This window comes from Litchfieldia alkalitelluris (assembly GCF_002153425.1).
GTDB classification, from domain to species: domain Bacteria; phylum Bacillota; class Bacilli; order Bacillales; family Salisediminibacteriaceae; genus Evansella; species Evansella alkalicola.
Window position 1 is genome coordinate 3553978 of the sequence record NZ_KZ119600.1, and the last position, 21614, is coordinate 3575591.

General features: G+C 38.0%; 24 protein-coding genes and 1 pseudogene. 9 read left to right on the plus strand and 16 right to left on the minus strand.

Going from position 1 to position 21614, the window contains the following annotated elements; genetic code table 11:
- Positions 1 to 110: 110 nt before the first annotated feature.
- Positions 111 to 470, minus strand: a complete 360-nt coding sequence (gene erpA, locus BW724_RS17125; protein ID WP_088076364.1) for an iron-sulfur cluster insertion protein ErpA — start codon at positions 468 to 470, stop codon at positions 111 to 113.
- 268 nt (positions 471 to 738) lie between these two features.
- Here erpA and mqnE point away from each other — a divergent pair, with 268 nt between their 5' ends.
- Complete coding sequence (mqnE, locus tag BW724_RS17130) at positions 739 to 1833, plus strand: aminofutalosine synthase MqnE (RefSeq protein WP_088076365.1); 1095 nt, start codon at positions 739 to 741, stop codon at positions 1831 to 1833.
- A 56-nt stretch (positions 1834 to 1889) separates the two neighbouring features.
- Here mqnE and dapF read toward each other — a convergent pair whose 3' ends face one another.
- The 3 genes from dapF to BW724_RS17145 form a co-directional block, all read right to left on the minus strand.
- Positions 1890 to 2753: a diaminopimelate epimerase gene (gene dapF, locus BW724_RS17135; RefSeq protein WP_088076366.1), complete on the minus strand. Its 864-nt coding sequence runs from the start codon at positions 2751 to 2753 to the stop codon at positions 1890 to 1892.
- A gap of 20 nt (positions 2754 to 2773) precedes the next feature.
- Entirely contained in the window at positions 2774 to 3010 is a 237-nt protein-coding gene (locus BW724_RS17140; RefSeq protein WP_088076367.1) for a hypothetical protein, read from the minus strand.
- Positions 3011 to 3089: 79 nt separating this feature from the next.
- Positions 3090 to 3326, minus strand: coding sequence for a YuzB family protein (locus BW724_RS17145; RefSeq protein ID WP_088076368.1), 237 nt, complete (start codon positions 3324 to 3326; stop codon positions 3090 to 3092).
- A gap of 263 nt (positions 3327 to 3589) precedes the next feature.
- Here BW724_RS17145 and BW724_RS17150 point away from each other — a divergent pair, with 263 nt between their 5' ends.
- Positions 3590 to 4660, plus strand: coding sequence for an NAD(P)/FAD-dependent oxidoreductase (locus tag BW724_RS17150; protein ID WP_088076369.1), 1071 nt, complete (start codon positions 3590 to 3592; stop codon positions 4658 to 4660).
- An 85-nt stretch (positions 4661 to 4745) separates the two neighbouring features.
- On the opposite strand, the gene BW724_RS17155 is transcribed toward BW724_RS17150, so the two are convergent.
- Positions 4746 to 5057, minus strand: coding sequence for a YuzD family protein (locus BW724_RS17155; RefSeq protein WP_088076370.1), 312 nt, complete (start codon positions 5055 to 5057; stop codon positions 4746 to 4748).
- 188 nt (positions 5058 to 5245) lie between these two features.
- On the opposite strand from BW724_RS17155, the gene BW724_RS17160 reads away from it, so the two are divergent.
- On the plus strand, positions 5246 to 5482 hold the full coding sequence (locus BW724_RS17160; protein WP_088076371.1) for a NifU family protein: 237 nt from the start codon (positions 5246 to 5248) through the stop codon (positions 5480 to 5482).
- A gap of 70 nt (positions 5483 to 5552) precedes the next feature.
- On the opposite strand, the gene BW724_RS17165 is transcribed toward BW724_RS17160, so the two are convergent.
- Together BW724_RS17165 and yutH are read right to left on the minus strand one after the other, a co-directional pair.
- Positions 5553 to 6518 carry a 2-hydroxyacid dehydrogenase gene (locus tag BW724_RS17165; protein ID WP_088076372.1) on the minus strand — a complete coding sequence of 322 codons (966 nt, stop codon included), beginning with the start codon at positions 6516 to 6518 and terminating at the stop codon, positions 5553 to 5555.
- Between the two features lie 70 nt (positions 6519 to 6588).
- A complete protein-coding gene (gene yutH / locus BW724_RS17170) occupies positions 6589 to 7632 on the minus strand; it encodes a spore coat putative kinase YutH (protein ID WP_176371451.1) in 1044 nt (347 codons plus the stop codon).
- Positions 7633 to 7971: 339 nt separating this feature from the next.
- On the opposite strand from yutH, the gene BW724_RS17175 reads away from it, so the two are divergent.
- A complete protein-coding gene (locus BW724_RS17175; protein ID WP_088076374.1) occupies positions 7972 to 8463 on the plus strand; it encodes a phosphatidylglycerophosphatase A family protein in 492 nt (163 codons plus the stop codon).
- 63 nt (positions 8464 to 8526) lie between these two features.
- On the opposite strand, the gene BW724_RS17180 is transcribed toward BW724_RS17175, so the two are convergent.
- The 3 genes from BW724_RS17180 to BW724_RS17190 all read right to left on the minus strand — a co-directional run bounded on the left by BW724_RS17180 (position 8527) and on the right by BW724_RS17190 (position 10576).
- A complete protein-coding gene (locus tag BW724_RS17180) occupies positions 8527 to 9297 on the minus strand; it encodes a TIGR01457 family HAD-type hydrolase (RefSeq protein ID WP_140354993.1) in 771 nt (256 codons plus the stop codon).
- A gap of 65 nt (positions 9298 to 9362) precedes the next feature.
- Positions 9363 to 9992 carry a helix-turn-helix transcriptional regulator gene (locus BW724_RS17185; protein WP_088076375.1) on the minus strand — a complete coding sequence of 210 codons (630 nt, stop codon included), beginning with the start codon at positions 9990 to 9992 and terminating at the stop codon, positions 9363 to 9365.
- 140 nt (positions 9993 to 10132) lie between these two features.
- Positions 10133 to 10576: a DUF86 domain-containing protein gene (locus BW724_RS17190; protein WP_088076376.1), complete on the minus strand. Its 444-nt coding sequence runs from the start codon at positions 10574 to 10576 to the stop codon at positions 10133 to 10135.
- 218 nt (positions 10577 to 10794) lie between these two features.
- Here BW724_RS17190 and BW724_RS17195 point away from each other — a divergent pair, with 218 nt between their 5' ends.
- Complete coding sequence (locus BW724_RS17195; protein ID WP_088076377.1) at positions 10795 to 11061, plus strand: DUF3055 domain-containing protein; 267 nt, start codon at positions 10795 to 10797, stop codon at positions 11059 to 11061.
- 52 nt (positions 11062 to 11113) lie between these two features.
- Positions 11114 to 11383 (plus strand): hypothetical protein, encoded by a 270-nt coding sequence (locus tag BW724_RS17200; RefSeq protein ID WP_088076378.1) that lies wholly within the window; start codon positions 11114 to 11116, stop codon positions 11381 to 11383.
- A 210-nt stretch (positions 11384 to 11593) separates the two neighbouring features.
- Here the strand turns inward: BW724_RS17200 and BW724_RS17205 are convergent, their stop codons facing one another.
- On the minus strand, positions 11594 to 13093 hold the full coding sequence (locus tag BW724_RS17205) for a CE1 family esterase (RefSeq protein WP_176371452.1): 1500 nt from the start codon (positions 13091 to 13093) through the stop codon (positions 11594 to 11596).
- Positions 13094 to 13591: 498 nt separating this feature from the next.
- Between BW724_RS17205 and BW724_RS17210 the strand changes: the two are divergent.
- Positions 13592 to 14212 (plus strand): annotated as a pseudogene (locus BW724_RS17210) (IS1595 family transposase); the annotation flags it as partial.
- 141 nt (positions 14213 to 14353) lie between these two features.
- Here BW724_RS17210 and BW724_RS17215 read toward each other — a convergent pair.
- From BW724_RS17215 to BW724_RS17225, 3 genes are all read right to left on the minus strand, one after another.
- On the minus strand, positions 14354 to 14647 hold the full coding sequence (locus BW724_RS17215) for a hypothetical protein (RefSeq protein WP_088076380.1): 294 nt from the start codon (positions 14645 to 14647) through the stop codon (positions 14354 to 14356).
- Between the two features lie 5 nt (positions 14648 to 14652).
- Positions 14653 to 14853 carry a helix-turn-helix transcriptional regulator gene (locus tag BW724_RS17220; RefSeq protein WP_140355097.1) on the minus strand — a complete coding sequence of 67 codons (201 nt, stop codon included), beginning with the start codon at positions 14851 to 14853 and terminating at the stop codon, positions 14653 to 14655.
- A 237-nt stretch (positions 14854 to 15090) separates the two neighbouring features.
- Positions 15091 to 15393 carry a YutD family protein gene (locus BW724_RS17225; RefSeq protein ID WP_088076382.1) on the minus strand — a complete coding sequence of 101 codons (303 nt, stop codon included), beginning with the start codon at positions 15391 to 15393 and terminating at the stop codon, positions 15091 to 15093.
- Positions 15394 to 15544: 151 nt separating this feature from the next.
- On the opposite strand from BW724_RS17225, the gene BW724_RS17230 reads away from it, so the two are divergent.
- The gene (locus tag BW724_RS17230) at positions 15545 to 16255 is read left to right on the plus strand and encodes a YhcN/YlaJ family sporulation lipoprotein (RefSeq protein ID WP_088076383.1); all 711 of its coding nucleotides are present in this window, start codon (positions 15545 to 15547) and stop codon (positions 16253 to 16255) included.
- Positions 16256 to 17859: 1604 nt separating this feature from the next.
- Here the strand turns inward: BW724_RS17230 and lipA are convergent.
- Positions 17860 to 18768, minus strand: coding sequence for a lipoyl synthase (gene lipA, locus BW724_RS17235; RefSeq protein WP_088076384.1), 909 nt, complete (start codon positions 18766 to 18768; stop codon positions 17860 to 17862).
- 322 nt (positions 18769 to 19090) lie between these two features.
- Between lipA and BW724_RS17240 the strand changes: the two genes are divergently transcribed.
- On the plus strand, positions 19091 to 20083 hold the full coding sequence (locus BW724_RS17240; protein WP_088076385.1) for a M23 family metallopeptidase: 993 nt from the start codon (positions 19091 to 19093) through the stop codon (positions 20081 to 20083).
- Between the two features lie 45 nt (positions 20084 to 20128).
- Here BW724_RS17240 and BW724_RS17245 read toward each other — a convergent pair whose 3' ends face one another.
- Positions 20129 to 21478: a sodium-dependent transporter gene (locus tag BW724_RS17245; RefSeq protein WP_088076386.1), complete on the minus strand. Its 1350-nt coding sequence runs from the start codon at positions 21476 to 21478 to the stop codon at positions 20129 to 20131.
- Positions 21479 to 21614 lie beyond the last annotated feature (136 nt).

Here is a 21614-nt window from a genome sequence, read left to right on the forward strand (position 1 = left end):
CGTGGGTAAGAAGAAGAGGCTGGGACAAAATTACACTTTTGTCTCAGCCTCTATTTGTAAATTAAATGATGCGCTATTGGAAAGCACATTCCATTCTGAACAAGTCTACTTTAACAATCTTCCGGCGTTCCAGCATTTGTTGCAGTTCTAAAGGAAGAACCACATCCACAGGAAGCGATAGCGTTTGGATTATCGATCGTAAATCCTCCACCCATCATGTTTTGCTTATAATCTATAACAACACCCTTTAAGATAGCTGCACTTTCCTTATCGACTACAACATTTACACCATTTTGCTCAAATGTCGTATCCTCTTCCTTAACTTCCGCATCAAACCCCATTCCGTATGAGAGACCGCTGCAGCCACCTCCTTTGACACCTACACGAAGAAGAACATTTTCACTTTCCTCTTCCTTCATTTTCTTAATTTGTGCTGCTGCTGATTCAGTTATTTCAATCACATTATTCACCCCTTTAACATTTGGAAGTTATCTATAGTATATCGTTTCCCCTTTTCAGCTTCAACAAAAGCAGATTTCCCTTATTAATAATCCTCCAGGAAGGATTAACACATACTACCAGCTATTCTATTTGTCACTATTGAAAAAAAGATGGTAAGATAGATTAAGAGTTTCGTTTTACGAAAAGGATTAACACATATTATATTTTATGTTATTTTCAAAATGCTGTTAAACATAAAATGCTTGTATTTACTTATTGATTGGGGGAAGGAAGAATATGAGTACATTGCTGTTAGATAATAATCTTCAGGAAATAAAAGAAAAAATCGCCAATGGTGAAAGACTAACTATAGAAGATGGTCTTAAGCTATATGACACTCCTGACTTATTATCTGTTGCACAATTAGCTAACCACGTGAACACAGAGAAGAACGGAGACAACGTTTACTTCATTCAAAATATGTACATTAATCCTACGAATGTATGTGAAGCAAGTTGTTCATTCTGTGGTTTTAAAAGAAAACCAGGTGAAGAAGGCGCGTATACAATGGATGAAGAAGATCTTCTAAAATACGTGTCAGATCGTTGGAATGATAATATCCGCGAATTTCATATTGTTGGGGGACATAATAACGAGGTCCCATTTGACTATTACTTAGACACTATTCGAATATTAAAGAAACATTACCCACAATGTACAGTTAAGGCTTATACAGGAGCTGAAATTGAGTTTTTCTCTCGTATTTCTGGATTGTCAATGAAAGAAGTTCTAGAAGAGCTAATCAAAGCTGGTCTAGATACTTTACCAGGCGGAGGCGCTGAAATACTTACAGAACGCTACCGTGCAAAAATGAGTCCTGAAAAGGCATCGACGGACCAGTGGTTAGAAGCACATGAAATTGCCCATGGACTTGGCTTAAAAACACATGCCACTATGCTTTATGGTTCCATAGAGTCAAAAGAAGAACGATTAATCCATATGGATCGTGTTCGTCAATTGCAAGATAAGACTAACGGGTACATGGTGTTTATTCCCCTTGCAATGCAGCCTAAGAGTATTAATGCTGGGCTAAAACGCCGAACAACTGCCTATGATGACTTAAGAACAATCGCTATTAGTCGCTTAATGTTGGACAACTTTGATCATATTAAAGCTTATTGGATCAATATTGGTCCTCAATTAACTCAAATGGCCTTAACTTTTGGTAGTTCAGATATTCATGGTACGCTTATTGAGGAAAGAATCTCTCACTCCGTAGGTGCTTTAACTTCACAAGGCTTAACTCGTGAAGAATTAATCTACATGATAAAAGGTGCAAATAAAACACCAGTTGAGCGCGATACTTTCTATAACGTAATTAAGAAGTACTAACACAAATAAAAAAACGAGGCTGTGACATTTACGTCCAAGCCTCGTTTTTTTTTACCTTAATTTCTTTCTTGTTTTCTAAAATAGGTTCCTTCACATATCGTTTCTGCAGGGCCTTTCATCCATATATGATCATTGACATTCCAAGTAATGTATAAATCGCCGCCAGCTAGATGAACGCAAACCTCTTCACCTTTATCTGAAAAATCGTTTAATACTGATGCGACAACAGCAGCACAAGCGCCTGTACCACAAGCTTGCGTCACCCCAGATCCCCTTTCCCACACTCGAAAATGCATTTCATCTCTTGATACGACTTCAATAAATTCCACGTTTACACTTTCAGGAAACCTCTTATGCTTTTCGACTTTAGGACCTAATGCCGTTAGGGGTGCTTTTTCAATATCATTAACAAAGAAAACTGCATGTGGGTTCCCCATTGATACTGCTGTCATTTCATACTCTTGACCAGCCACTTCTATTTTTTCACCTATAACTTTCGTTTCTGAAACACCTGTGACTGGGACTTCCTCTGGTTTCAGGCGAGGGATCCCCATGTCTACAGTAATTAGCTCTATTTTATTGTTTGAATCAGGGTGAACCGTTGCGTGAACATTACCGCCCAAGGTCTCTATAGACATATTACCAGTTGTTATTAGTCCATTTTCATAAGCGTATTTGGCTACACATCGCAATCCATTACCACAATTCTTTGCTTCAGAGCCATCTTTGTTGAAGATTCTCATTCTTAAATCAGCCACATGTGAAGGACCAATTAGAATGAGACCGTCAGATCCTATTCCTGTAAAAATATCAGCAACTTCAATCGCCAATGAAGGTAACTCTTCTTCTTTTAGAACCTCTTCAAATTCATTAACAAATATATATTGATTTCCTAGTCCATGCATTTTTGTAAACTTCATCTCTATCTATCCTTCCTGCATTATCTCAATGATTCATTTGTCCAAAAATAATCCTCGTCCGCTTCTAAAATAATCATTGTTTTCCTACAACATGGTAAGTTTAATCGCTGTTTCACTTTATCCTTGGCTAACTCTAAGGAATCGAGAGCCATATGTGTCAGTACATTATTAGTCCCACAATATGGGCATTCATGTAAATATATTTCACCCATTTGTTTTTCGTATGGCCATGTATGATCAAATGGTATTGGTTTCATCGTATTCCCCCATTTATTATTATTGAAGTTATTTTATCACAATTATTAAAAACTGCCGGCATAAACTGCCGACAGTGATTTAAAACATTGGGTTATCTTCTATAAACTGATATATATTGGTCAGCAATTCCTCATTCGTATCTCCTGTGACAACTTCCCCATTCACAAGAGCGAACTTCTTCCTAGCACATTGACCACAAAAGCTAAGGCATCCGTATTCAATTACATCTAAATTTGGATCCTTTTCTAACTCTTCCTTCACAGCTTGTGTTCCACTAGCTAAATTGCTAACACAAAATTCGATGATTGGATTCAAGTTAAACCACCTCTGTGTTAGTCAAATTTGTATCATTTACATCTTCCTATTTTACCATCTGTTTGTCAACATCTTAGGACTGGCAATGAATTTTTTACAAAAGAAAAATTATTCTAAAATATATTGTTATTTCGACAAATAGCTGATATGATTTACATGGTACGAAACTTATTATTATATGCACGTTGTTTATGATATATACATAAAATATATATTTGCTTAAAAGAACCTTTAAAAATGCTCTTTGAAGAGGAGGCCATCCAATGCGGAATCTACTCATACTTGGCGGTGGTTATGGAGGACTTCGTGTAATACATAAGCTTTTAGCAGTAAAAAATCTTAAGAATACAACCATAACCTTGATTGAAAAGGAACCATATCATAGTTTAAAGACAGAATTTTATGCATTAGCGGCAGGAACCGTTGCCGACACACATTTACGTGTTTCTTTTCCAAACGATGTCAGATTAGAACTGAAATTTGAAAGCGTATCAAATATTATGTTAGAAAAGAAAATGGTCCAGTTAGGAAACGGAGAGTCTTTACCTTATGATGACCTTATTATTGGTTTGGGTTGTGAGGATAGGTATCATGGCGTACCAGGTGCAGATAAGTATACGTTAAGTATTCAAAGTATGCGCCGTGCTAGGAAGACTTATCAAGTTCTTCAAGGAATTAGGGCTAACGGTTCTGTAGCAATTGTTGGAGGCGGGTTAAGCGGTGTTGAACTTGCCAGTGAATTAAGGGAAAGTCGCCCTGATTTAAATGTAAAGATTTTTGACCGTGGCAAAAATATATTATCTATGTTTCCAGCGAAGCTGTATACATACGTTCAAAATTGGCTCAAAGATCACCAAGTAGAGATTATTAGTGAGGCCAACATAACAAAGGTTGAACCTGAGACACTATATAATCACGATCAAGCCCATGCTATGGATGCGATTATCTGGACAGCTGGTATTCAAGCAAATAAATCGGTTCGTGAATTAGATGTTGAGAAAGATAATATTGGACGAGTCAAAGTAACGAAATACCATCATATTCCAGGATATGAGGACGTTTTTGTTGTAGGTGATTGTGCAGCACTAAACCACGCTCCAAGTGCACAGCTTGCAGAAGCACAAGCTGAACAAATATCCATGCTACTTGTAAAAAAATGGAATGACGAGCCTTATCCTGAGGAAATGCCTAAAATTAAACTAAAAGGGGTTTTAGGTTCATTGGGGAAAAAGCATGGGTTTGGACTTATGGGAGAAAAAGCACTTACTGGTAGAGTGCCTCGTGTCTTAAAATCAGGAGTACTATGGATGTACAAGTATCATTCAGGTCATTAATTAAATAATTTAGTAAGCAGTCCATGATAACTTAAATCTAGGACTGCTTTTTCTTTTTTTATGGCAAAAAAAGTTGTGCCACTTATTATTGAGGATCATACTCTTCAATTTTTTTATAAACATCAGGGAGTCTTGGGTTCCCCTCCGCCACAATCTCATCATCAATCACAACAAGGGGATAGAAATACTCGTCATTTAATATTTTTTGTGCATATATCTTTTGTTCCTCATTAACTGGAGCTTCAATATCGCAATAAACAAATTGAAATGACTTTTCAGGGTATTTTCTGTTCACCGCCGCTTCCAACCATTCCATTGTTTCCAAAGCACTTGGTAAATGTATACAACTGGCACATTTCTCTTCTGCACCGTATACTGTAATAGTAATTGGATTCATGTAATTCGCCTCTCCTTTTAAGGACTAACAGTACTGACTATATCATATCATATAAAGTAATCCAGATATTAGTTTGCAGTATTGTCACATTTTTAACTATAAAGATAGAAAAAATAAGACGTGTTCATGGATTTTTTCCTTCATGGATATTATAATGTTTGTAAGAGTAAAGAAAGGAGTTGTTAAGAATGGCAGAAACTACAATTGAAGCACAAGTACAAGAAGTTCTTGATAAATTACGTCCGTTCCTACTTCGTGACGGCGGAGACGTTGAACTAGTTGATGTGGAAGACGGCGTTGTTAAAGTTCGATTAATGGGGGCTTGCGGTTCTTGCCCAAGTTCAACTATCACATTAAAAGCTGGTATTGAACGCGCTCTTCTAGAGGAAGTACCAGGAATAACTGAACTAGAACAAGTATTTTAATTAATAATTTCTAAATCAAAGACTATCCTGAGCTGTTTTTTCAAACAGTCTGGATAGTCTTTTTTTGGCTCTAATTTACTGTTGCTTCTGGTTTCTTCCCACTTAGGACATCAATGATATTACGACTAGCAAGCTTAGCCATCTCCTGTCTTGTCTCTACACTGGCACTGCCAATATGAGGAAGGGCAACGACGTTTGAAAAACCTAGGAGGGGATGGTCATTACTTATTGGTTCTTCTCTGAATACATCCAATCCAGCTGCAGCAATTTCCTTTGAGCTCAGGGCGATTATTAAATCATCTTCGTTCACTAATCCACCCCTAGAAGCGTTAATAAAAATACTACTGTTTTTCATTTGCTTAAATGCCTCTATATCAAACATTTCCTTCGTTTTTTCCGTTAAAGGGGCAAGACAAACCACAAAGTCCGAACGTTCTAATAAATGTTGAAAGCTAACATATGTAGCACCGAGCTCCTTTTCAGCATCGCTGTTATGCGTACGGTTATGATAAAGTATCTCCATGTCAAAACCTTTAGCCCGCTTTGCAACGGCTGCACCAATTCTCCCCATTCCTATTATTCCTAACGTCTTATGGTGAATATCAGTTCCAGCTAACAGCATTGGAGCCCAGTTTTTCCAATTACCAGCTTTAATATATTCTGCACCTTCCACAATCCTTCTTGCAGTTGCCATTAGTAAACCAAAGGTCAGGTCAGCAGTTGTATCAGTCAATACATCTGGCGTGTTGCAAACTACGACGCCTTTTTCTGTTGCAGCTTGAATATTAATGTTATCGAAACCAACAGCCATATTAGAAACAACCTTTAAATTGGGAGATTGATCTAATAATTTTTCATCAATTTTATCCGATAACATCGTATACAAAGCAGTGGCTGTTTTAGCTTTCTCTATGAGTATTTCACGTGGGATAGGTTCCATTTCATGTGGCCACATTTCCACTTCACCTATCTCCATTAAAGGGAGTAACGCCTCCTCAGGTACTTTCCGTGTAACATAAATAAATGGCTTTTCCATGTTACGATCCCCTCCTTAATACCATTATACTTATTAACTTTATTGAAATAAAAAATAAACACAGCTTATCCTAATCGGTGCTGTGTTGAGAATGAATGATCCAGTGTGGAAGTTTACTCACTACCTTTAATTGCTCAAATCGTTGAAACAAATACTCAAATAACAATTCAAAATCTCCTGAACCCTTAAATAATTGGTAACATTTTTGAGCAATGATTTCTTTTTCTATTTCATTTCCTACTTGGTAATACTTTTCGATGTTCTCGAAATAATGAAGTGGAAATAACAGCCTAGAAAACAATAGCTTTTGATCTAGTAATGATAAGGGTTGCACTTTTTCATATTCATTTAAGAATGTGTCTATTAGATTGATACGTAAATGAAGGTATTCTGGAGAAACCCATATATTACGAATATACTCTGCTATGTCTCTCGTATAGTGATCAAATGTTAGATCTGTTGGCACTTTAATTTGTGATGTAGCACCTTCCCAAATCGTTAACCAGGTTGATTCCTGAAAGCGCTCATGGCAAATAGTCTTATGGACTCCCTGATAAGAAAAATCGTCGATTGCCATATCAGCAATCATTTGAATAGCATTTTCACTTACACCTAAAAAATATGGAAAGGACAAACAAAATTCTTTTTCAAGCTCTGTTTTCTCACTACTTTTAGTAACAGTTACATACCAGTTTTCTAATTGATCGAGACGTCGTTCCCACCTTTCCTTCCAAGGAAGAAACTGATTAGATAAATTTTTATCACTTGGGGTGTAATGATATCCAAGCTGATGAAATTGTGCTAGGCGATAACCTAATTCCCCTCCCATGTCCCCATTAAATTCAGGGAGTTGGAAAACAATATAACTGACGCCGTTATCCCAAATTGTACTACTCCTTTTACCTTCAGGGCTTATATAGGCAGCTACGTCATAGTCACCTTGATTGTTCAGCCATTGACCCATAAATATTTTTTCATTAACCATCTTTTCAGGATAATTGATTGGACGAAGTAAATAGCCCAGACCTTCTGCAAAAATAATGTGGTCACTTCCAATTTGCATGATTTGTTCTGGATATATTTTAAATTGATTATACAGTTCTCTTTCTATCATAAAAACACCACCTTCCTCCATCCCTGATTACCCTTTTATAGTCTATGACCTAGAATCACAACACGTTCACTTCTAATGGAATATTTTAACGAACATCACACACACTAAAGGATATTCTGCACAATTAATTGACTAAAGCTACACAATTGAACTAGCTTCAGGCTACTCGAATTCCGTAATCGGCTAGCAAGGTTCTTATTGCATTATATCGCTTTACGCCTTATCCAATGCTAGCTATTTCGATTAACAGTGTACAACTTCTATCTCATTTACTATTTATATGTAACATAGGCTAATGAACTGCATATACTTTTCAAAAGATGCAGAAAGGGGATTTCAATGAAAAAGAACAGTGAATATTATACGCAAAAAGCTCGTGAGTGGTTGCTCGAACGTGGAGTGACTATTGAAGATATTGGTGATCTTGTATTTTTCCTTCAAGAAGCATACGTAGATGGACTTACGAAGGAACAATGTATTGAACACATTGAAAAGGTTTTGCAGAAAAGAGAAGTTCAAAATGCCATTATGACTGGCATTCAGTTAGACCGTTTAGCCGAACAAGGTAAGTTAGATGATCCTATTCAAGGAATTATTGAACGAGATGAAGGGCTATATGGTGTAGATGAAATTATCGCCCTCTCTATAGTTAATGTTTATGGATCAATCGGTTTTACCAATTATGGTTATATTGATAAGAAAAAGCCTGGTGTTCTCCAGAAGCTAAATGATAAGAATCAGGGATGTCATACATTTTTAGATGATATTGTAGGGGCAATTGCAGCTGCCGCATCTAGTAGGCTTGCCCACAGTGTCGAAGAAACAGAATAACGAAAGATATTATATAAAAAACACCACGAAATTGGTCAATTGAACGATTTCGTGGTGTTTCTTTTAAAATTTCCATTCATATAGGGAGTCAATGGACCAGGTTGGTTGAACCTCAATTTCCTTTAGGTGCTCCTTTGAAGTAACACCTGTATGTACAATAATCGTATCCATACCAGCGTTAATGCCAGCTAAAATATCTGTCTGATAGTTATCTCCTACCATCACCGTTTCTTCTAATGACGTGCCTAAAACTTCTAGTGCTTGATTAACGATAATCGACTCAGGTTTTCCAATAAATATAGGCTTAACCCCAGTAGATACATGAACAACAGAGGTCAGGGAACCGTTACCAGGAAGAAGCCCTCTCTCCGTTGGAATAGCAACATCTCCATTTGTAGATATAAATAGTGCACCGGCTCTCACAGCAAGACATGCCTTTGACAGCTTTTCATAATTAATATCTCTGTCAATTCCCATTACAACAACGTCTACATTTTTTTCAACTTCTACTAATTGTAATCCATTCTCCTTTAATGCTTCTTCAAGCCCTTCTTCTCCAATCATATATACACGGGCTTCAGGGGACCGTTCATGGATGTAATTTGATGTTGCCATACTTGTGGTAAAAACATGTTCTGCGGTCGCTGGAATGTCGAGCGTAATTAGTTTTTCTGCAACCTGCTCAGGTGTTCTTGAAGAATTATTTGTTACAAATAAATAAGGCAAGTTTCTATCTGCAAGATTCTTTACGAAATAAGATGCTGCTTCTATTTTTTCTTCTCCTCGATACATCGTTCCATCGAGGTCTATTAAATATCCTTTATACTCTTTCACACTAACTCTCCTCCTGTTCAATAAAAAATACCGTCACCCTTGTATGAGTGACGATACTCCAAATATTACTTTGGACTGATTTTATAATAACAGTGCCCATCTTGTCCAGTTGCCATGCAATTGATCACTTGAACTTCTGCATTTAAAAGTTCTGTTAATAGGTTCTTTTCACACTCACAGACCACTGGAAACTCCTTAGCCACTTCAGCTATGGGACAATTAAATTGTTTTAATACATAAGTCCCATCAGGTTCTTCAGTTACCTCCGCCATAAAGCCATTTTCATTTTGAAGCCTAGCAATTTCATATAGTTTTTCTTGGAAGTCTTTTAAAAACATTCGCTTTTCGTATTTCTTCTTGATTCGCTCTGTTCTCATGTCAAATAATGCTTTTACCTTTGTAGCACCATCCAATTCCTCTAAGTTTTTTAGTAGCTCAATTGCAAGTGTCGCATAATCCCTTGGAAACATCTCCTGACCTGAATGGGACAATTGATAAACATTTGTTGGGCGTCCCATCGCTTGCCTTAATAAAGTTGTCTCAACAATATCATCTCTCTCTAATGTGTTAAGATGTCTCCTTACTGCCATTTCTGTTATATCCAATTCATGAGCGATTGCTGAAACGGTTAGCTGCCTTTCCCTTTTTAACAGACTCAATATTTGTTCTCTTGTTGAGGTGGTTTTAGTTGCCATCTTCCTCACCTTCCTTCCCCTTTATTTTACATAATTAAATATAAGCAGAGAATAAGATTACATAAATGTTTACAAATTTGACTAAATCAGTTCACTGTTTGTTCACTATTTCACATAATTACTTGAAAAAGGAGTGTGCGTCACTCCTTAGTAGGGAGAAAAGCAGAAACTGGTCCCAATTCACTTTTTAAATACAATCTAATTTTTCCAGAATACTTTAGTAATATCTCTGATTCATTTCGTAATGATTCGGCTAACTTGTCGTGGTCAATACTTATGTAATCTTGTAATAGGACCTTTCTCCAAGGTATGATCCTCTTTAAAGACAAACCATCATTTTCAGAAATTACTCTTTCATCAACTAATATGTCTACGACGTCTTCATAACTTCCAGGATCGCGCATAATAAAACCATCAATCATCTGGTTCCCAACGTCTATAATAATTTCAATTGTCATATGAGCGATACGTTCTAAAGCTAATTTATTTATTTCATGATCCCATTCGTGTGCTGAAAATAACTCAAGCTGTTTTTCCAGGACTTTTAATCGCTTCTCGATTAAATCACGATCTACAAAGTACATTTTCATCACATCCTACTCTAAATCTACACTTACAGATATTTTACCACAAAAATTTATATATCTAGAGAGAATTTTGTCAAAAAGTTGTTAACATTTATTTTATAGTGTTTATTTGGTATGATTATGTAGTAATTCTTTTTATTCATAGACGGATTTTTACTTTTTATCATGCTGTTTTCTTAATGTAAACATCCCAAAAACGTAAAGGGGCGAATGATATGTCAGAACGGTTCTTTTTATATGATGAAAATGAAGACACTAAATCGAGGTATGTTAGTTTTATGGGGGAACAACAACGCTACGATATTATTTTAATATCTACCAATCGTTATTATGGGAAAAAATTAGTCTTAGATGTACAATCTAACCGTTTTGCTATTATAGGGCAAGATGACTTAGAAGAGCCTGGGTACATAGAAGAAGCTTTTAATCTGAAGGACGATGAAGGCCAAGAGTTAAGGGAATTTCTTTACGAAGTAATATAATGATTTAAATAAACCTCCTCTCCACATACTATTTGGAAAGGAGGTTTTTTTGGTGACGAAAAAGGAAGAAAAACACTACACTGACTTTTCTACTGTTGAAAAAAACAGAAATGAAGTTATTCCAGAACAAACCCCCGAAGGGCCATATGGCTCCCCTTACGAAGGGAGCTTAGAAAAAACCACACCTTGGCAAGAAGGACAAAGGTCAGTAAGCGGGTTTGCTTATGAAAATCGTAACCTACACCAAGACCTTGAACGAAAAGACCCTAATGCTCATAAAACACACGATGATAAACGGGTAGATAGTGAGGAACCATTTTAAATTTAAATTGGCTGCCCTGAAAAATTATTACTATTTTTATTGCCATTTAAAAACACTTCACTCGCTTTCCGTTGGTCGAACATGAGCATCGTCGCTATTTTCATGCTTTAACTAGTTAAGTGCCCAATATTATTTATTGGGCACTCTCTATAGTTATGGTTTCTTCATTCTCTTATATACCTCATAAAGTATTGCCGAAGCAGCCTCCAATTATTGAAGCTGGTCTGTGTTCAAAGTATATTGACTTAGATAATCCCAAACGATCTGACGGTTAATATCAACATTGTTTGGCTCACTGTGACCATGTCCAGCAATTGCATACTGAATAATATCAGCATGATCACCACTGTATGAGTATCTAGTGACGTTAGCATTCACTGTTTCTCCATCTACTCGGCCATCATTATCTATGCCTAACTTATCTGCCCACCAAGGACCTACATCTAAGAAGTGGTGGAAAGCAGGTTCACCAAAGTTCGCACCAAAGTTGTCTGTCCCGCCTTGGAATGGAATAACAGTATCTGCTTCTCCCATTACGTGAATAATGGAAATTGGTGTTGTTGGAGACTCATCATTTAATTCATATCCTAATGTCATAGTAGCTCCAAGCGGTGCAACTGCAGCAAGTCTATCTGACAGGTTCACTGCTAGGTTGAATGAGAACATCCCACCACTAGAGAAACCAGTAGCATATACGCGATCAAGATCAATGGTGTATAGTTCATCAAAATGATCAATCATTGCAGATACAAAACCTACATCGTCCACTTGATCTCTATAAATGTACTGAAGGGCGATAGAATATCCTGGATCCCATTGAGTACCTGCAACAGGTAACGGATTACCGAAGAAACCTGGAAGATAGCCTGAATTCGGGTCATCTAATGGCAATACTGTTGAACTTGGGAAAACTGCAATAACGCCTTCTTCTTCTGCTATATCCCGCCAAGCTCCTTGTACATTACCGCTACCACCCATTCCATGGAAGTAGAATAGTAATGGAACATCACTTTGACCATCATAACTAGAGGGTATATAGTATTGGAAATTTCGGTCGTATTCAGCATGACTGAATCCGTCACTTAAAACCATAGCACCTGTTTTTTGAACATTGAATTGTAAATCTACTGACTCGACTCGGCCATCAATCGTTACTGTAAGCACTTCCAAATTAGCAGATCCATTTAAATGAAGGCTGCCATCTACAGTAGCGTGATCTCCGTTGATAACGCTTTCAACAACATTTTCATTATCGGAAATGTATGTGAAATGAGTGACAGCAGAACCATCAATGGTTTCATTACGTCTTTTAATATCAAGAACTTCAACTAGTGCATTGAATAAAGAACCGTCAACAGCTTCTACCTCAAGTTCCGAAGATGTTTGAGATACTCTATATGGAGGACCAGGTTGTGCAAATCTAGACATTAATTCTTGAACAGATAAACCTATATTCTCTTCCGTTACCTCTTCGCCAAGCAAATTAGTAATGATATTATATTTTCCAGGTGTGATACCTAAAGCTTTAGCTTCCTGAACCATGTCATAGCCCGAAGATCCACTTGCTTCCTCCGCACTCATATCATTATCTGTTATTTCCTCTTCAGCTGCTACTCCCCATGCTCCGACTCCCAACAACATCACTAACATAACTGCCGCTGTGACTATAAAACTTAATTTGCCTTTTCTTCGCATCTTCTTCTCTCGCATATTCATAACGCCTCCAATCATAGAATTCTGTTCTTCATTTTACAAGCATTCGATAGCCCTGTAGCCCTGTAGTACTGCAACTTGTCCGTCCTTAATTCCCACTAAGACTGATTTCATCCTCACAAATCCTTCCAAACCACCTTTATAAAACTGAATATTCAGTCTTTTTTATAGAAACTCCTCCCCTCATTAAAAACCGAATGTAATTTAGTACAAACTAAAGATAATATATTAGATTTTCTTACACAACGTACATGATGTTCTAAAATAACATTCTTATTTCCTCATTTATACTGAATGTCCAGATGAGTAAACACTACAACCAACACCAACAGTGGCTTTTTGACAGGTTTTTAATCTAGTCGTTCTGTACTTCCCATCGTTTTTCATGTCAAGGTCTTCTTTACATAAAAAAGGCTGTTTTCGTATAGATTGTTGCTTTCTTGACCATATACTTATAAAGGGTTGATATAATGGGGTTTAAGGAGGCGTTCGGGTATGTGGAAAGATGTATATGAGGGTTTCAGCGAATTAACGAAAACAGAGCAAATGGCTCTTTTTGACGCTATGAAGCAGGATTTGTTTCCAGAAGAACCAGATAAAATCACAAAACTACTCAAAACCATTCATGAGGCACGATTTTCTTCGGGGATTGCTTGTGTGCATTTTGGAAGTATGTCTGTTAAGCGTAATGGTAAGTATCGTACTCGCCAACGCTATCTATGTAAGGATTGCAATAAGACGTTCAACGATATGACCAATACGCCATTTGCAGATTCACGATACCCTGAAAAATGGGTTAAGTACATCGAACTAATGGTTAATGGATTTACACTACCCAAAATTGCTGAACAACTTCAAATACACATTTCCACTGCATTTTATTGGAGACATAAAATCTTGAACGCTTTAGGGAGTCTTGGTTTTAATCAATTGCAAGGGACCGTAGAAAGTGACGAAACCTTCTTTCGTGAGTCTTTAAAAGGTCGACGTGAAATCACTCATAGAAAAGCCAAGAAACGTGGTCAAAAGGACAAGAAAAGAGGTATTTCTAACCTTAAAATTGCTGTTGTAGTAGCACAAGATAGAAATGGTAATACCTCTATTGGTTCCGTTGGCTTGAATTAGGCAAGGATTTAGCGTTTGATAAACGAGTTGAGCAAATGCTTATTTCAGCGTGTCAAAAGTCTAATTATATAACAGTTGAAATGTTGAGAAGTGCATAAAAAAAAGACCCCAAATTTGAGGTCTAACGGATTTTCAATAGTTTTTCTTGTTCTTGTTGATATAAACAAAAATGCTACCAAATACACTCAAAGAAACCGTAAAATATAACAATATGTCGGGTATTATTTTTGTTGGAACTACGTCTATCAAATGAAGAACAATTAGTGCGACAATACCTAAATATAAGAAATTGAACAACATATTATTTGTTTTATATTGAATTTCTTTGCCTCTTTCATCTTTCCCTTCTGCACTTGATTGGAATTTCAATAGATACATTTGACTAATGAATATTAAAACAACAAATAAAATTTTTAACCATAACATCGTTATCACCCCTCCCTATAATCAAAAACATCTGTCAATGGTTTTTCAAAAGCGTTTGCAATTTTAAAGGCAAGAATTAAAGAAGGATTATATTTATTTTTCTCAAGGGTAGCAATCGTTTGTCTACTAACCCCAACCCTTGTTGCAAGTTGTTCTTGAGTCCATCCTTTTTCCGCCCGATAAATTACTAATTTATTGTGCAACAATAGAACCACCTCTGACCTCCATTGTAATCTATTTCTTACAAATTGTAAAATTTTTCTTACAAATTTTTATAAGTTGAATTTTCGAGAGAATTTGTGGTAAAAGCAACAATCTTTTAGAAAACAGCCTAAAAAAAATCCCTTGTACCATAAGCACAAGAGATTTGGTTCAAAAATTAAACGATAACTTCCTCACTATCTCAAAAACTAGGATAAAAACAAGTTGGAATATAAATTAAGTTATCCTTCACTTGTATCACTGCTCGCTGATTGCTTTACTTTTTTCAATATAAAGTAAGCACAGCCGAAATTACAGTATTCATAAATATATTCAGGTAGAGCTGTTATTTTTGAATCAAAAGTGGCTTTCTTGTTTTGCTCATCAAAAAAACCTTTGAGTCGAAGTTGATCATATCCCCAATCCCCAACAATATAGTCATATTTATTTAAGACATCACTGTATCTATTTTTAAATTCTTCTTCATTCCATCCGTTCTTTACATCTTCAATTACTTCGAAACTTACTCCTTGGATGCGAATCATTTGATAGCCACCTCGCTTTATTATTACTATCATGACTTATTTTTCAATAAATTTCAATAAAAAATCATTCCGACTACCCTAAAAATACCCACTAATTACCACAAAAAATAAAAATAACATAGGTCAACCTAATAAATAGGAGGTGGTCTTGATGAAAAAACGTATTTCATCCATCCTAGTCACAAGTTTATGTATAACTATTATGAGTGGCTGTGGTACCAATGAAGAAAGCGCAGACGGAGCAAGGGGACAGCAGTTAGATTTTTTAAGAGGATACCAGCAACCTGAAAAGCACTTTGTCATAAACCGAAGCGCCAATACTGACTTCGACCAATATTCTCGATTTGGATTTGGGCGATATACTGATAACATTGCTTTAGGTAACAATGATGAGCAACCCTATGCAGTGTACGACCGTTCCCTAATGGCCGAAACGATTGGTCAACTCACTGCTTCTCTTAGGGAGATTAATGAAGCTGCTGCATTAGTGACTGACCATTATGTTTTAGTCGCTTATGATTCAAGGGATAATAACGGCGATAATGATGAAAAAAATAGAGACTATATAGCTACTCAAGTGAAAAATACGGCTTACTCTATTGTGCCTGCATATTATGACGTATATGTGAGTGACGAGCCAACGATGATGATTGAGCTCGAAAAATTCAGAGGGTTATCACCTAAAGATCAAGATTATAGAGGTTCCTTAAATGCTACCATTGAGGAGATGAAACAATCGCCACAAGGAGAAACAATTAACTTCAGTGACGATCGTATGTCCCAATCTGAAGATCTAGAGAACATTGATGACAATCAAGATATTAATACTAATCGAGCAGGTAGCATGATGTTCAGGGATTAACACTATATTGATACCGGGCAAAAATCGCCCGGTTTTTTTATGGTATCTTTGGTATCTTTGGTATCTTTGGTATCTGTGGGATCTGTGGGATCTGTGGTATCTTTGGTATCTGTTCTTCTAATCAAGATTAGTATAGTGCCCGGGGCGGTTTTATGCGCAGTGATTCGGGCACTATTTCTTGGTTATAGTGCCCGAAGACTATTCAGCACTCGTGTTTCGGGCACTATCCCTTACTCATAGTGCCCGAAGCTCCTTCAGTACTCGGGCTCCGGGAACTATTTCTTACTCATAGTGCCCGGAGACTATTCAGCACTCGGGCTTCGGGCACTATTTCTCGCTCATAGTGCTCGGAGCACCTTCAGCACTCAAGCTTCGGGAACTATTCCTCGCTCGTAGTGCCCGAAGCTACTTTAGGAATCGGGCTTCGGGCACTATTCCTTATTCATAGTGCCCGAAGACTATTCAGCACTCGGGCTTCGGGAACTATCCCTTACTAATAGTGCCCGGAGATACTTCAGCACTCGGGCTTCGGGCACTATTTCTTACTCATAGTGCCCGGAGACTATTCAGCACTCGGGCTTCGGGCACTATTTCTCGCTCATAGTGCTCGGAGCATCTTTAGCACTCGGGCTTCGGGCACTATCCCTTACTCATAGTGCCCGGAGATGCTTCAGCACTCGGGCTTCGGGCACTATCCCTTACTCATAGTGCCCAGAGCTACTTCAGTACTCGGGGTTCGGGCACTATTTCTTGATCATAGTGCCCGGAGCTACTTCAGTACTCGGGGTTCGGGCACTATTTCTTGATCATAGTGCCCGGAGATGCTTCAGCACTCGGGCTTCGGGAACTATTCCTTACTCATAGTGCCCGGAGATGCTTCAGCACTCGTGTTTCGGGAACTATTCCTTACTCATAGTGCCCGGAGATGCTTCAGCACTCGTGTTTCGGGCACTATTTCTTGATCATAGTGCCCGAAGCTACTTCAGGAATCGGGCTTCGGGAACTATTCCTCGCTCATAGTTGCCCGAAGCTACTTTAGGAATCGGGCTTCGGGCACTATTCCTTATTCATAGTGCCCGGAGACTATTCAGCACCTGGGCTTCGGGTACTATTTCTCGCTCATAGTGCCCGAAGCTACTTCAGGAATCGGGCTTCGGGTACTATTTCTCGCTCATAGTGCCCGAAGCTACTTCAGGAATCGGGCTTCGGGTACTATTTCTCGCTCATAGTGCCCGAAGATGCTTCAGTAATCGGGCTTCGGGCACTATCCCTTACTAATAGTGCCCGAAGACTATTCAGTACTCGGGTTTCGGGCACTATCCCTTACTAATAGTGCTCGGAGCACCTTCAGCACTCAAGCTTCGGGCACTATCCCTTACTAATAGTGCCCGGAGCTACTTCAGTCTCGGGGTTCGGGCACTATTTCTTGATCATAGTGCCCGAAGCTACTTCAGTCTCGGGGTTCGGGAACTATTTCTTGATCATAGTGCCCGGAGCTACTTCAGTCTCGGGGTTCGGGCACTATTTCACTCTCATAGTCCCAGCCAGAGAATCTTTAAATAAACAGAAAGAGGACATCAACAGACGCCCTCTCTCTAACTCTATTATTTCGCTTCCCTTTGCTCATCAAAGCCATGTTCCTCTGCTGCATTAACCTGCTCATCAGCATGATAAGAAGAGCGAACTAATGGACCAGACTCACAATGCTTGAAGCCTTTACTCATAGCAATTTCACGTAATTCATTAAATTCTTCTGGAGTCCAATATTTTTTTATCTTTAAGTGACTTTTCGTTGGTTGTAGATATTGACCAATCGTCATAATGTCTACGTCAACAGACCTAAGATCATCCATCACCTGTATAATTTCTTCTTTCGTTTCTCCAAGACCTATCATTAGACTTGATTTGGTTGGAATCTTAGGTTGCATTTCTTTTGCTCTTCTTAAGAATTCTAAGGATCGACGATAAGTTGCCCTGGCACGAACTTTTGGTGTCAGCCTCTCAACCGTCTCAATATTGTGATTAAGAATATTTGGGCGAGCATCCATTAAAATCTTAAGGTTTTCCTCTTTTCCACCCATGTCTGATGGCAAGACCTCAACAGTAGTAAATGGACTCTTACGACGGATAGCACGGACAGTTTCAGCAAAAATTTCAGCACCGCCATCTTTTAAGTCATCTCTCGCTACAGCAGTAATAACTGCATGCTTAAGACCCATTAGCTTCACTGACTCAGCTACTCGTTCTGGCTCTTGACGGTCTAATTCATTAGGAAGACCAGTATTTACAGCACAGAATCTGCAAGCACGTGTACAAACATCCCCAAGAATCATAAAGGTTGCTGTCTTTCTTTCTGCCCAACATTCATGAATATTAGGACAACGTGCTTCTTCACATACAGTATGTAGTTTTTTCTCACGCATCATCTTTTTTAATCCTGTATAAGAATCATTAGTATTCAGTTTTATTTTCAACCATTCAGGTTTACGGATATATTCTTCGTTGTTTGCCATATCAATTCACGCTCCGTTCTATTCCCATAAAACACATTTCATTATTATTTATAAGACACGTTGTAGAAGGACACTACTAAAAGTATTCCATAAAGCTTGAGAATCATTAGTAACTTTACCATGAAAAAAAGTATGGCGCAAGGCAACTGCCTAGGGCTAATACGGTGTCTATCCTTGTGATCAAAGGCATTATCCCCAACTTTTTTGATAATTAAATGTTATCTTGCTCACTTAGATAGTGGCATTGTTAACATTTGTCAGAATGAGTGAATCGATTTTGCAAAAAATATGCAGGGATGACGATGAAAGGAGAAATCTTCGTATGAAAACATTTAAACCGATTTTTTTCCTACTACCTCTTTTATTCATCTTGCCACTACATTTTTCAGCAGAAAATACGGATGATCTGTCTCCTGAGGAAATATATCACGAACGGATGGCTTTATATTTAAAGGCAGAGACAATGACTCAAATACCATGGTACTACTATGCTGCTGTAGATAGTTATGAAAGGGGATTAAGGCGGGCAAGAAAAGATTTACCTGAGGAAGAGGGTTTGATTGCCATTTATTACACTCCAGAAGAATGGGTTGGGGCACAAAACCCAGATTTGGATGACACTAACCCAACTTCCATTGCCATGTTTGGGGGAATTGGTTTAGATGGTAATGGAGATGGAAAAGCAGATATCACTGATGATGAAGATGTCTTATACACTTTTTCACAGCATATGGATAAGTACGGGGCGAAAGAAGAGGATATAAAAATAGCTTTATGGGACTATTATCAGCGAGATAAGGCTGTCGAGCTTGTAACAGGACATGCAAAAGTTTATAAAGAGTTCAACACCCTTGATCTAAGTGATAGATCATTCCCAGTACCGTTGCGTTATAACTATAGTTATCGAAGTACATGGGGTGATGGACGAGGCTGGGGAGGACGAAGAATTCATGAAGGGACGGATATATTCGCAGATCATGGTACTCCAGTTAAGTCCACCACTTATGGAATTGTGGAACTAAAGGGTTGGAATAAGTATGGTGGATGGCGCGTTGGTATCCGTGATATAAACAATGTGTACCACTACTATGCCCATTTGAGTAGCTTTGAGAAAAACATGGAACGTGGAACGATCGTTGAACCTGGAACAGTCATTGGGTATGTCGGAAGCTCTGGTTATGGAAAACCAGGTACACAAGGAAAGTTTCCGCCTCACCTACATTATGGCATGTATCGGGATAACGGATTAATTGAGTGGTCCTTTGATCCATATCCAAGGCTTAGAGCTTGGGAAAAACAAGATAGGAAAAAGTAAAGAAAAAAGAGTATCCCATCAAATACAACGGGATACTCCTTCTTTTTATGCAAAGAACATATTATAAATATTTAACCCTAGGATAACTAATATACCTAGTGGTGCTACAATTCTTAAGAACCAAAGCCATAGAAGACCGATAATGCTGTCTGTTAAGCCAGTTTCTCTTAATGCATCAACTTTATTCCATCCCCACCCTACAAATAGAGCAACAATTAAGCCACCTAATGGTAAGGTATATTGATCCGTAATCGTATCAACAAGGTCTAAGAATGGAAGTCCAAAGATCGGTTGAGATAATGGTCCACCTTGACTCAACGCAGATGGTACTCCGAATAATGTGACTAAAATACCTGCTACTAATGTCGCTTTCCTTCTACTCCAAGTGAATTGTCGCATGACATAAGAAACACTTACTTCAAGTAACGAGATTGCTGATGACAGTGCGGCAATCGCTACTAAGAAGAAGAATACAATAGCAACGAAAGTTCCAGCGCCTCCCATTGCATTAAATACTTCTGGCAATGCGATGAAGATTAATCCAGGACCATCTCCTGGCTCTCCACCAAATGTGAATACAACTGGGAAGATAACAATACCTGCAATAATTGCAAATAGGGTATCTAAAGTAACAACTGTTCCAGCTGCACTTGGGAGCCTCGCGTCCTTTGGTAAATAACTACTATAGGCAATCATAGCACCCATACCAAGTGATAAAGTAAAGAATGCCTGACCGATTGCTGCTACATAAACACTTGGTTCAGCAAATGCACCCCAATCTGGAGTGAATAGGAAGGCTAAACCTTCTCCAGCACCATCTAGTGTAAGAGAGTATCCAGCTAAAATAATTAATAATAAAGCTAATAGTGGCATGAATATTTTATTTGAAAGTTCAATACCTTTTTTAACACCAAAGAATACAATACCAACTACTACAGCCATAAAGATTACTTGCCATACGACAGGGCCTGCAGTTCCACCGATGAATGCTCCGAAGAAATCACCATATTCTCCAGCACCCACTGCTTGTGCAGATCCTGTTAAGTAGCTGAAGAAGTAATAAACGACCCAACCAGCAATAACACCGTAGAAAGATAAAATTAAGAATGAGGTTAAAACACCTAATACCCCACCAATTACCCAAGGCTTCCCGGGAGCAATATTTTTGTAAGAACCAATAACGTCTGATTGCCCCTTTCGCCCAATGGAAAATTCAGCAAGTAAGACAGGTAAACCTACTAAGAAAATACAAAGTACATAAATTATTAAAAATGCCGCTCCACCATTTTCACCTGTTACGTAAGAAAAACGCCAAATATTCCCTAAACCAACTGCTGATCCAACTGCGGCTAATATAAAGCCCATTTTCGTTGCCCATTGTTCACGTGTTGCCATTGAATGCAACTCCTTCCCCCTAGTAAAATTTACTCACTTTTTTCTGTATATTCTGACTTTTAAGCACGCAAAAATGTTTTTGTTCTTCTCCCCCCCCCTTAAACACCATAGGATTACTTTCATAACATGTCTTATG